The organism is Lentzea sp. NPDC058450 (assembly GCF_042721395.1).
In the GTDB taxonomy this organism is placed as follows: domain Bacteria; phylum Actinomycetota; class Actinomycetes; order Mycobacteriales; family Pseudonocardiaceae; genus Lentzea.
The window spans coordinates 81885-93546 of sequence record NZ_JBHXLO010000040.1 but is presented as its reverse complement, the minus strand read 5'-3'; the positions used below and the strand labels follow the sequence as shown (position 1 = coordinate 93546).

Sequence of the window (11662 nt, the reverse complement as noted above, 5' to 3'; positions counted from 1 at the left end):
GACTCGCGCACGCAGTTCGTGCCGATGCAGCAGGCGCTGTCCACAAAGGACGACATGATGGAGTACGTGGAGCACACCGGCTCCGGGCACTTCGCCGTCCCGCCTGGGGTGAAGGAAGGCGGGTACTGGGGAGACACGCTCTTCGCGTGAACGATCACCGAACCGAGGCGAGGACCAGCAACTCGTGCAGGTCGTAGAGGCACTCACCGGTCCAGAACACGGTGCCGGCCGCCACGAGCACCGGCAGCAGAGCGGGCCAGCGCCGTCGTTCGCCGGGCACCATGAGTGCAGACACGCGCAGCGGCACCGCCCCAGCGGTGCCCAGCACACCGAGCGCGTGATGCGGGCGAGGTCTGCTGCCCGTGCGAGAGGCGGCGAGTGCGGCCACCGCGATGGTCCGCGCGATGTCCCGGCGATCTCCACCGAGTTCTGCGGCGGCAGCTTCGTCGGCGGCGCGCTCGACGACGTAGGCCAGCTTGCGCGCCACCGGCCACAGCACCGGGTGCGCGATCGCGGCGAGCCTCGTCACCCACGACAGCCAGGCGTGATCACCTTCGAGGTGCGCGCGTTCGTGTGCGATGACAGCCTTGCTCCGCTGCTCACCGAGCACGTCGAGGATCCCCGTGGTCACCACGATCCGGCCGCGCCGCCCGGACGCGCCCGGCAGCGCGAAGGCCTCGATCCGGTCGTCGTGCACCGTGACCACGTCACCACGCGGCTCCAGCCAGTCCACTTCGGATCGAACGGCCCTCAGCGCGGCGCGCCGCCGCACGCAGGCGATGGCCACGGCGACCACGACCACGCACGACCAGATGAGCGAGAGCCACGACACCCACGGCACATGAGCGGTGTCGGCCACCACGACCTCGTACGACCAGCCGCCGGCCTGCGCGATCGCGGGCACCTCCGCCAACGCCTTCAGCCCGAACACCACGACGTTGACGGTGCTCGCCGCGGCCGCCACCGCCGCGGCGCCGGCGAACACCCGCAGCGCCAGGTCGGGGCGCAAGCGGTCCGCGAGCAGCCACGTGCCCACCACCACGAGCACCGGCGTGACCAGCACAGACCATGCGAAGTGGTCGAACACGGGCATCCTCCTCCGCTCGTCGCACAGTCTCACACGCGGCGCCGCGCCCGCCAGGACCCCGCATGATCTGTACGATTCGGTCCTGTGACCGACGACAGGCCGGGGAAGGCAGGCCAGCAGCCCGCTCGCCGTCTGCCCGGCACGCTCGCCTCCCAGGTCCTGCAAGCACTCGTGGACTCCGGCAGCGCTCTCACGCCCAGTGAGGTGCGTGATCTCCTGGACACCACCGACACACTCGCGTACAGCACCGTCGTGACCACGCTCACCCGCCTGCACGAGAAGAAGGTCGTCTCCCGGGAGCGCGACGGCCGCGCGTACCGGTACTCGGCGGTCGCCGATCCTCCCGCGCTGACCGCGTGGCGCATGGGCCGTCTGCTGGAGAGCGAAGAGGATCACGGCCCGGTGCTCGCCCGGTTCGTGAACTCGTTGAGCCCTCAGGACGAGCAGCTCCTGCGCGAGTTGCTGGGCGAACTCGGCAACTGACCTTGCCCCTTCTCCTCGGGCCGCCCTAAGCTGAACTTCTACAAGCATGTAGCAGTTCAGATGAAGGGCTCAGGACATGTCGCAGGAGCGGTCGCGCTGCGACGACGCCATCGACTGGATGCGAGTCAGGATCGAGGACGGGACCTGGCCGCTGAACTCCCGGATCCCGATCCAGTCGCATCTGGTGAAGGACAGCGGTTTCGCCTTCGCCGTCGTGCGACAGGCAGTCAAGGTGCTGATCAGCAACGGCATCCTGGAGTCGGCACGAGGCCGCGGCACGTTCGTCCGCGAGCGATCGGCCCTGAGTGCGACGCTGCTCTCCCACCTGGACACCCAGCCTCCACAGTGGACGTTTTCACTGCGGCGCGCACTGGAGACCGAGGCGGCGGGCCTGGCCGCGACGCAGCACACCGAGCAACAACTCGATCTCATCCGCGACTCGCTCGCACTCCACTCACCGCTGCGCTGGACGACATCCTTCGACCCGGCCACCGGGCGCACCGGCACCACCCCGAACCCGTTCCACTCAGCCGTGTTCGCCGCGGCCAACCCGTTGCTCGGCGAGATTCATCGATCCGTCCTGGCGGCACTGCGCCACGCGCCGGCACACCGGCCGACGGACCGCCAAGCGGACCACGTCGAGATCTTCGAGGCGATCCGACGCGGGGATGCCGAGGCTGCCCGGGGCGCGGCCGGCCGCCACGTGGGCCACGGCCTCCTGCTTGACCGGGATGTGGCCTGAACAGGACTGGACATTAGCTAAGCCTAAGCTATCTTCTACAGGGAAGTAGATGACCGTTTTGCTCGGTTCATGCCCTGAGGAGCGTTTGTTATGCGACGAGTTGCACGTCGTCCCGCCGCTGCCCTGGTGGCAGCCGTACTGACCGCCGCGATGACAGCGTGCGGGAGCTCCGGCGACGCGCCCGCGGGGAGCGACTCGAGTGCGGCGGCACCGTCCGACAAGAAGATCACCGTCTACAGCGGACGCAGCGAGAACCTGGTGAAGCCGCTGCTGGAGGCGTTCTCCAAGCAGACCGGGATCGCGGTCGAGACCAGATACGCGGGCACATCGGCGATGGCGACCCAGCTGCTCGAAGAGGGTGACAAGTCCCCCGCCGACGTGTTCTTCGCCCAGGACGCCGGTGCGCTGGGTGCGGTCGCCAAGGCCGGGCTGTTCGTCGCCCAGCCGTCGGACGTAACCGGCAAGGTCCCCGAGGTCTACCGGGCCAAGAGCGGTGAGTGGGTCGGTGTGACGGCGCGGGCTCGCGTCCTCGTCCACAACCCCGAGACCACGCCACCGGCGGATCTGCCGAAGTCGGTCTTCGAGCTCACCGACGCGAAGTGGAAGGGCAAGGTCGGCGTCGCTCCGACCAACGCGTCCTTCCAGGCGTTCGTCACCGCGGTGACCGTCCAGCACGGAGAGGCCAAGGCGCAGGAGTTCCTGAAGGGACTGGCCGCGAACGAGCCCCAGATCCGCGACGGCAACGCCAAGATCATGGAAGAGGTCGAGTCCGGCAAGATCGCCGTCGGACTCATCAACCACTACTACCTCGGCGAACTGGCCAAGGAACAGGGCAAGGCGCCCGACGCGCTCAAGTCGCGCCTGCACTTCTTCCCCGGCGGCGACAGCGGCGCGCTGGTCAACATCGCGGGCGTGGGCGTGCTCAAGCGCGCGGCCCAGGACGCCGACGTCCGGACGTTCGTCGACTACCTGCTCGGCGCGGAAGGCCAGAAGTACTTCGTCGAGAAGACCTTCGAGTACCCCGTCGTCGCCGGCGTCGCCGCTCCGGCGTTCGTTCCCGCGCTCGACAGCCTGAACGTGCCGAAGGTCGACCTCAACGACATCGACGATCTGGCCTCGACGGTCAAGCTGATCAAGGACTCGGGCCTCGTTCCTTGATCCCCGCGCACCGCTCGCCGTTGGCGTGGAGCGCGACCGCCGCAGTCGCGGTCGCGCTCATCCCGCTCGCCTACCTCGTGATTCGCACCGCCGAGGCAGGCTGGGACCGCATCGCCTCGGAACTGTTCACCACCAGGGTCGCCGAACTCGCGTTGCGAAGCCTCGCGCTCGCCGGGGTTGTGACGGCAGCCTGTCTGATCCTGGGTACGGCGACCGCCGTTGTCGTGGTGCGCACCGACCTGCCGTTCCGACGGATGTTCGCCGTGCTGGCCGCCTTGCCGTTGGCGGTCCCGTCCTACGTCGCCGCGTTCGCCTGGACCTCGACCGTGGACGGTTTTGAGGGCTTTGGCGCCGCGGCGCTGGTGCTGACGCTGGGCTCCTATCCGTACGTCTTCCTGCCCGTCGCCGCCGCGCTCCGCACCGCGGACACCGCGCAGGAGGAAGTCGCCCGTTCCCTGGGGCTTTCACCGTGGCGGACGTTCCTCACCGTCACGGTCAGGCAGGTCCGGCCGGCGATCACGGGCGGCGGCCTGCTGGTCGCCCTCTACGTCCTGTCCGACTTCGGCGCGGTGGCCGTGCTGCGCGCCGACACGTTCACCCGCGCCATCTTCGTGGCGTTCGACCTCGGCTTCGACCGCACCGGAGCTTTGGTCCTCTCGTGCGTCCTGCTGGTGTTGACGCTGCTCATCCTCACCGCCGAAACGACCACCCGGCGTCGAGGCGCTCGGTACTCCGCTCTCGGCGGAGCCCGTCGCCCGGCAGGCAGGCTGTCCTTGGGCGCTGGGAAACTGCCGACGGCGCTGGCCTTGCTCGCCGTCGCCGCGGTGGCGTTGGGCATCGTGGCGGCAAGCCTCGGCGTACGCATGGCGTCCGGTGTGTCCAAGCCCGGCGCGTGGACCGAGATCGCCACTGCCGCAACGTCTTCCCTGATGCTCTCCTCGGCAGGCGCGGCCCTCACGGTGCTCCTGGCGCTACCGCTCGGGCTCTTCGCGGCACGGTCGAAGAGCCTCGCAGCGACGGTGCTCGAGCGCCTGGGCTACCTCACGCACGCGTTGCCGGGCCTGGTCGTCGGGCTTTCCGTCGTGTTCCTGGGCATCAACGTCGTCCAGCCGCTCTACCAGACGTCCTGGCTGTTGACGCTCGCCTATGCCGCCCTGTACCTGCCTTTGGCGATGGCCTCCGTCGCCGGCGCCGCCGCACACGCGCCACCCGTTCTGGAGGACGTCGCTCGCTCGCTGGGCCGAAACCCAGTCCGTGTCCTGGTGACGGTCACCCTCCCGCTGGTCCTGCCCGGCATCGGAGCAGGAGCCGCTCTGGTGTTCCTCAACGCGATGAAGGAACTGCCGGCCACGCTGCTGTTGCGCCCGACCGGCGTGGACACGCTCGCCACCGAACTGTGGACCCACACCACCGTCGCCGCCTACGCCGCCGCCACGCCATACGCGGCGCTCCTCGTCCTGCTGTCCGCCGTCCCGGCCTACGCGCTCGTCGCCCGTACCGGAATCCTGGCAAGGGAACCTCGCCCATGACCGCGCTGCGCCTGGTCGGCCTCACCAAGTCCTACGGCCACGTAGCCGCGTTGCGGAACGTCGATCTCGACGTTCCAGCCGGAACGCTGACGGCGATCCTCGGCCCGTCCGGCTGCGGGAAGACCACGCTCCTGCGGTGCGTCGCCGGTCTTGAACGACCGGACCGCGGCGAGGTCCACGTGGCCGACGCACCGGTGACCCGCGTCCCCGCTCACCGGCGGCGAATCGCGATCGTCCCGCAGGAAGGCGGCCTGTTCCCGCACCTGACCGTCGCCGCCAACGTCGCGTTCGGACTGGACCGCGCCACCCGTTCCGGCGATCGCGTCGACGAGGTCCTCGCGTTGGTGGGCCTCGCGAACCACGGGGCCCGCTGGCCGCATCAACTCTCCGGCGGGCAACAACAACGGGTCGCGGTCGCCAGGGCGCTCGCCCCGCGCCCACCGCTGATCTTGCTCGACGAGCCGTTCAGCGCGCTCGACGCCACCCTCCGCGCGGACCTGCGCCGTGACGTCCGGCAGGCACTGCTCGCTGACGGTGCGACCGCGCTCCTCGTCACCCACGACCAGGACGAGGCGTTGTCCATGGCTGATCTGGTGGCGGTGATGCGAGACGGCTCCGTGGTGCAAGCCGGTCCGCCGACGGACATCTACCGGTCCCCGCTCACGCCGTGGGTCGCGAGTTTCGTCGGAGACGCCGTTTCGCTGTCCGCAGAGCGCACGCCCGAGGGCTTCACGACGCCGCTCGGGAAGGTCGCGGTCGCCGACCCACCGGCCGGCGACCGGTTCACCGTACTGGTCCGCCCGGAACAGATCCGCTTCTCCCCCAACGGTCACGGGATCACGGCGACGATCCTCGACATCGAGTACCACGGCCACGACCTGCTGGTCTCACTCCAGCTTCCGGACACGTCGACCGTTGTCGCCAGGGTCCCCGGCACCACCGCGGTCGAGCGTGGCGGGACGGTTCGACTGGTGGTCGACGGTGCCGCGCTCCTCCACACGACCTAGCGGCTACCTGGCGACCGAGAGTGCGACGGGTTCCTCCTCGACCGCGGGCTCGTCGGAGTACTGGTGCCGGCCGGCGAGCAGCCCGCCGCCGAACGGGTTTGCAGACCATGACGAGGCCGTTCGTGCGGGCAGTGCTCCAGGTCTTCGACACGACGGTCGAGCAGGTTGTAGAACTGCTGTGCCACAACGGGTCGGGTCAGCCCGCGCTCGTCAGCTCGGATATCTGCCACGCGGCGAAGTTCGTCACTCCGAGCGCCAGGACCTTGCCCTCGGCGATGAAGCCCACGACCGCGCACACTGGACAGTACGGACGGAAACCCCGTGCCGAACGCGCGCTCGACAGGGCGTTTGACGGCCGTCTGGCCGTCTTGCCTGTGGGTGACCAAATCGACCACTGTGTAGGCGACAGGCACGCGGCATCGTCCTGAAACTGATCAAGGGGCCAGAGGACATTGACCATTCATGACCAGTTCCGCACCAAGGCACTCGGGTTGGGGTTCGCCGAGTCCGAGGTGGGGCGATGGGCGCCACGTGTCCGGTTGTGCGGGGTGCACCGCGATGACGGCGAGGTCGTAGGCCACTTCGGCGGACCGCTCCTGGTTCCCGACCAGGTTCGCGACTGCTGGTTACCTCTCGTGGCGACGATCGCCTGCGCTGCCATACCACCCGGTGTGACCGACCTCGTGCTGCCGCCCGACGGGCAACTGCTGTTCTTCGGCTATCCCGAGGAAGACGACAGTGGTGAGGTGCTGTACGTCCCACCGGGCACTGAGGTGAGCGAACGAAGCCTCCATCCCGATGCCCATACCTGTTCTCCGTACTTCGACGAGGTGTGCGACCAATTCCCGCAAGGTGACATACGGCTCGTACCTGGGCTTTCTCTGCCGTTCGTCGACGAAACAGAGATGATGGTGGAGGCGCTCGCGACAGACTGGGGCAGCTCGGGCAGGAGGTTCCTGCTCGGCGGCCATGGCACCGCGTGCAACGGTATGAACCCTGCCGACATGGCCGCCTACAGCGTGGCCGGCGACGCCGCGAGCGACGATCACGACTGGATTCTGCTGGCCGAACTCGACGTGGAGCACCCCGCTTCTGGCGGCGCCACCATGTTCTGGATGATCCGCCGACACGATCTGGTCGCACGACGCTTTGAACAGGTTCTCTTCCTCGCGGACTACAACCCTTAAGCCACAAGAACGTTCAACAGTTCTCTCTACGATCAGCTTGGGCCGCAACCAAAGTACCGTTCAGGCCGCCTCAGGCGCTTGAGCCGGCCGTAAGCATGGTCGTTGAGACCGTCCGGCCGGTCGCTCGTGTTCCCGGCAGGCACGGCGTAGGCGCGCATGGTCGCCGTCTCGGCGCCGAAGCTGCGGATGGCCTATGTTGACCAGGTTGTGGCGTCGCCGGCAAGACTGGGTATTCATCGCCTCTCGGACCTCAAACGATTTGAGATGCGACTTCGGACCACACTTCTGGTCTTGCACGTCGTCTGGCCGGCGAGATCGTCGGCCAGACGACAGTGGATGCGGTGCGGTCGCCGCTCCCGGTTCAGGTCACGGCTTCTTGGACGAGTGGTGCTCCACGATCTTCCAGTCGTGACCTCGCTTCTCGAAGACGAACGTGACACGGGCGTGCACGGTCTCGGGTGCTCCGTCACGGGTGATGGCGAAGTCGTAGAGTCCGGAAAGGACCAGCGCCTTGCCGCCGAGCGCGCGCTGCTTCGTCTCGACCAGCGTGCCGCGCGGCTTGAGGGCGAGGAAGCCGGTGAAGTACTCAACGATCTCGGCTCGGGTGTCGTGGACGTGGCCTGCGACGGTGGGGAGCAGAACCGCGTCGGCGGCGTACATGTTCGCGACCCTGCGGGGGTCACCGGTGGCGAGACTCGCGTTCCACCGGTCGAACAACTCGGTCGCGCTCGGTCGCCCAGCGGCGTCCCTTCGTGGCTCGATGGCCTGAGCGACGCCGGTTCCTGCCAGCAGCAGAACCACTGCTGCGGTCGCGATGAGGGGCTTCGACATGTTCCTCCGTCCGGTATCCCGGCGATCGCCGGTGATTCCAGCTTCGGAGCCGCCCCTGCAACGCCTTGTCAGGAGAACAGCAGGACGAAGTCAATCTTCCGCACGATCGCGTCTTCCCGACGAATGATGGATCGGGAACCGGAGCCGGACCTCGAGACCGCCGCCGGGCGCTGTGAGCAGGGTCGCGGTCCCCTGGTTGTCGTCGACCAGCTGACGGACGATGGACAGCCCCAAGCCCGTTCCACCCGGATGTCCGCGCCAGAAGCGGTCGAAGGCCTTGGCTTTCTGCTCGTCGTCAAGGCCGGGTCCTTGATCCACCACGGAGACGAGCAGTGCATCACGATCACGGGTCAGACTCACCGTGACCGCTGTGCCGTTCGGAGCGGCATCCAGTGCGTTCGTCACGAGGTTGTCGAGGATCTGCTCCACGTGGCCGGGTGTGAGCACGGCGGACCAGTGCACCGCGGACGGGTCGACCACGCAACGCAGCTCGATACCTCGGTCCGACGCGGCCGCGGTCCAGGCGCGCACCCTGGTGATCACGATGTCGTCCAGCACGAGTGGCTCGCGCTGGACGGTGTTGGCCTGTGCTCGCGCGAGGGAAAGGAGGTCGTTGACGAGTCGCGAAAGCCTGATGACCTCGGTGATGGCGAGGTCGAGTGCGGGCGCGGAATCCTGGCCCTCGACGCCGTCCCTGACGTTGTCGAGGCTCAACCGCAACGCGGTCAGCGGCGAACGCAACTCGTGGGAGACATCGGCTACGAAGGCGCGTTGCGCCGCGACGAGCCCGTCGATCCGGTGAGCTCCGATGTTGATGGCCCTGGCAACCTTGCGAGTCTCTTCCGGACCGATCTCGTCAGCTCGGACGGTGAGGTCTCCCTGGCCGAACCTGGTGGCCGCCTGCTGAAGCGACCGCAGTGGCCTGGTCAACGACCTCGCCATGATCACCGCGAGTCCTGCGGTGATCGCCAGCGTCACGAGTCCGGCGCCCAGTCTGAAGATCCAGATGGTGCGGATCTGACTTTCCAGTTCGCTCGTCGGATAGCTGAGGCGGACCGCCCCGACTACACGTCCATCTCCTGTGCGGGCCGGCACCGTGACGACCAGCGCCGGAGTACCCAGCGACGACGTGTCCTGCCAGCTGAAACTCTCCTGTCCCCGCAACGCGCCCGTCAGGGCCGGCGCGTCCGGTTCGTCCACGGGACGTCCCAGCGCCGGACGTCTCCGCTCGTCAACGAGCTCGACCTTGCCGTGCGACTGGACCTCGAACTCGCCCCGCAACGACCGCAGAGCCGCTTCCGAACCGCCGTCAGCCTGGAGGAAGGCGATGGTCCTGGCCTCTCTGAGCACGATCTCAAGGAGGTTGCCCCGTAGCAGCTCAGCCAGGCTGATGCCCACGGGCACGGTGAAGACCGCCAGCGCGATCACCACCAGGGTCAGCGATGCCATCACCAGCCGGCGTTGCATCAGGTCAGGACCTCCAGCCGGAATCCCACACCGCGCACCGTCTCGATGTTCACCACCCCGTCCAGCTTGCGCCGCAACGTGCCGATGTGAACGTCCAGCGTGCGGGTCGGTCCGTGCCAGTGCGCGTCCCAGACGGCCTCCAGGATCTGTTCCCTCGTGAAGGCGGCTCCCAGGTCCTCGGCCAGGAAGGACAACAGGTCGAACTCCTTGAGCGTCAACGGAACCTCGCGGCTGTCGACGTACACCCGCCGGGCACGGCGGTCCAGCCTCATCCGCCCCACCACAGTTCCGGACTCACCGGCATGACCAGGCCCCGAAGCCGTCCGTGGCCGATAGCGCCGCAACACGGCTCGGACGCGGGCGACGATCTCCCGGACGCCGAACGGCTTGGACACGTAGTCGTCGGCCCCGACCTCGAGACCGACGACCGTGTCGATCTCATCGGAGCGCGCGGTGATGACGATGATCGGCACGTCCGTGTGACGACGAAGCTCCCGGCACAGGTCAAGTCCGTCCATGTCGGGAAGCCCGAGGTCCAGCAACACGACCTCGAAGCCGGAGGCGGCCAGCGCGGCGGAACCGGTGCTCTCCCACTGCACCGCGAACCCGTACCGCGCCAGGCCGGTGGCCAACGACTCCGCGATCGCCGAGTCGTCCTCTACGAGGAGCACCTTGGTCATCGCGGTCGGATCACCCGTCTCCGGCATGTCCCATCCTCCGTCGACGTCGGCGAGTCCCACCACGACCATCCTGGCGGCGCCCGGTGCAGAGGAACTCCAAGAGCGCGTAAAGATTCGGACAACGCGCAGCTCCCGGGCTCCTCAGAGCAGGCGCCACCAGAGTCCGAACTGGACGAACAGATCGGCTCACACCTGGAGCGCGACGGGTTTGCCCCCGAGCGTCACGACGAGACGCCCGTCCGAGGCGAACGACCAGCCGAGAGCTCCCGTGAAGGTCGAGCACCGCGACCCGTTGCTGCCGGACCAGAACTGGTTGGAGCCGTCGACGTTGCCAGCCGTCTTGTCGTTGGTGCCCTTGCTGCTGCGACACGAGGTGTTGGTGCGGAACACCGAACTGCCGGCGTCGAAGGAGAAGTTGCGCTCGTCGTTGTCGACGCTGAGGTTATTCGAAACGCTCATGGAGCCGGGGTTGCGGTTGTAGGTGAACCCGTGTTTGCCGTTGTCGAACGCGATGGTGCGGCGTACGACGTGGTTCACCGCGATGTCCTCGCCACCGAGTTTGAAGCCGTTGCGGTCGCCGTTCCCCGCCTGGCCGCCGTTGCTCAGCGTGCCGTTGCGGTACGCCAGCGAGTCCTCGATGACCACCGGTCCGATCGCGCCGGTGTCGCTCTTGGTGTAGAGGTCCCAGCCGTCATCGATGTTGTTGTGCGACACGGCGTAGCGGAACACGTTGCCTGAGCCGACGGTCAGCTTCGCCGCGAATCCGTCGGCGTCTTCCCCGTCGGAGTCCGCGTTGTCGTGCGATTCTGCGCTCACCACCAGGTTGTTGGCCGGCCACTGGCCGCGCGGCGTGTCGGAGGCGATGCGCGAGAGCTGCAGACCGGTGTCGCGGTTGAACCGGGTGACGGTGCGTTCGAGGATGTTGTTGCTACCGCCGACGAAGATCCCGTTGTCGCCTGCTCGCTCCACCGTGATGCCCTGGACGTGCCAGTAGGAGCCGTTGACCGCCAGGCCGCGGTTCTCCGAGGCCTCGGTCTGGGCCGCGAAGTTCAGCACCGGCCTCTCGCTCTGGTAGGCGGCGATCTTCTTGTGCGCGCCGGCCGTACCGTTGTTGCCCTGGGCGATCGTGACCGTCTTGCTGAAGGCGTAGGAACCGCCACGCAGGTAGACCGTCCCGCCCGACGCGATCCGCGTGATCGCCCGCGTGAGTGTCGTCGGGTCCGAGATGGTGCCGGCCGCGGTGTCACGGCCACTCGGCGAGACGTACAGAACGCTGTCGGCGGCGGCCGCGGGCAACGGCATGACCAGAACACCGGCCGCGGCCACCACCAAGGACTTCTTCATCATCATCACACTTCTCCCTTTCACGACTCACACCGGAAGGGAGCGCTCCCCCAGCAAGCTAACGCACTGTTTTCCAGCACGCAACGAAAGAGCGAGGACGTTCACAACGGCGAACAGATCGAGATTCACAGGAGTCGAATTCTCGAA

At 67.8% G+C, this 11662-nt stretch carries 11 protein-coding genes and 1 pseudogene; 7 read left to right on the top strand and 5 right to left on the bottom strand.

Translation table 11 applies throughout. The annotated features are described in order from the left end of the window. Positions 1–150: pseudogene (locus ACFWNN_RS40260) on the top strand (deferrochelatase/peroxidase EfeB); the annotation flags it as partial. Between the two features lie 4 nt (positions 151–154). On the opposite strand, the gene ACFWNN_RS40255 reads toward ACFWNN_RS40260, so the two are convergent. Beyond that, positions 155–1087, bottom strand: coding sequence for a M48 family metalloprotease (locus ACFWNN_RS40255; protein ID WP_382445228.1), 933 nt, complete (start codon positions 1085–1087; stop codon positions 155–157). 84 nt (positions 1088–1171) lie between these two features. On the opposite strand from ACFWNN_RS40255, the gene ACFWNN_RS40250 reads away from it, so the two are divergent. The 6 genes from ACFWNN_RS40250 (at position 1172) to ACFWNN_RS40225 (ending at position 7193) form a co-directional block, all read left to right on the top strand. After that, the gene (locus ACFWNN_RS40250) at positions 1172–1570 is read left to right on the top strand and encodes a BlaI/MecI/CopY family transcriptional regulator (RefSeq protein ID WP_382445227.1); all 399 of its coding nucleotides are present in this window, start codon (positions 1172–1174) and stop codon (positions 1568–1570) included. Positions 1571–1646: 76 nt separating this feature from the next. Continuing rightward, positions 1647–2312, top strand: coding sequence for a FadR/GntR family transcriptional regulator (locus ACFWNN_RS40245; RefSeq protein ID WP_382445226.1), 666 nt, complete (start codon positions 1647–1649; stop codon positions 2310–2312). Positions 2313–2402: 90 nt separating this feature from the next. Further along, positions 2403–3470 (top strand): iron ABC transporter substrate-binding protein, encoded by a 1068-nt coding sequence (locus ACFWNN_RS40240; RefSeq protein WP_382445225.1) that lies wholly within the window; start codon positions 2403–2405, stop codon positions 3468–3470. Next, on the top strand, positions 3467–4999 hold the full coding sequence (locus ACFWNN_RS40235; RefSeq protein WP_382445224.1) for an ABC transporter permease: 1533 nt from the start codon (positions 3467–3469) through the stop codon (positions 4997–4999). The genes ACFWNN_RS40240 and ACFWNN_RS40235 overlap by 4 nt, the downstream gene beginning before the upstream one ends. Continuing rightward, entirely contained in the window at positions 4996–6006 is a 1011-nt protein-coding gene (locus tag ACFWNN_RS40230) for an ABC transporter ATP-binding protein (RefSeq protein ID WP_382445223.1), read from the top strand. Before ACFWNN_RS40235 ends, ACFWNN_RS40230 begins: the two co-directional genes overlap by 4 nt. 452 nt (positions 6007–6458) lie before the next feature. Continuing rightward, positions 6459–7193: a DUF1963 domain-containing protein gene (locus ACFWNN_RS40225; protein WP_382445222.1), complete on the top strand. Its 735-nt coding sequence runs from the start codon at positions 6459–6461 to the stop codon at positions 7191–7193. A 366-nt stretch (positions 7194–7559) separates the two neighbouring features. Here the strand turns inward: ACFWNN_RS40225 and ACFWNN_RS40220 are convergent, their stop codons facing one another. The 4 genes from ACFWNN_RS40220 to ACFWNN_RS40205 all read right to left on the bottom strand — a co-directional run bounded on the left by ACFWNN_RS40220 (position 7560) and on the right by ACFWNN_RS40205 (position 11515). Next, entirely contained in the window at positions 7560–8024 is a 465-nt protein-coding gene (locus ACFWNN_RS40220; protein ID WP_382445221.1) for an SgcJ/EcaC family oxidoreductase, read from the bottom strand. 90 nt (positions 8025–8114) lie between these two features. Continuing rightward, on the bottom strand, positions 8115–9491 hold the full coding sequence (locus ACFWNN_RS40215) for an ATP-binding protein (protein WP_382445220.1): 1377 nt from the start codon (positions 9489–9491) through the stop codon (positions 8115–8117). Next, entirely contained in the window at positions 9491–10171 is a 681-nt protein-coding gene (locus ACFWNN_RS40210; RefSeq protein WP_382445232.1) for a response regulator transcription factor, read from the bottom strand. The genes ACFWNN_RS40215 and ACFWNN_RS40210 overlap by 1 nt, the downstream gene beginning before the upstream one ends. A gap of 186 nt (positions 10172–10357) precedes the next feature. Continuing rightward, positions 10358–11515 carry a right-handed parallel beta-helix repeat-containing protein gene (locus ACFWNN_RS40205; RefSeq protein WP_382445219.1) on the bottom strand — a complete coding sequence of 386 codons (1158 nt, stop codon included), beginning with the start codon at positions 11513–11515 and terminating at the stop codon, positions 10358–10360. Positions 11516–11662: the final 147 nt, after the last annotated feature.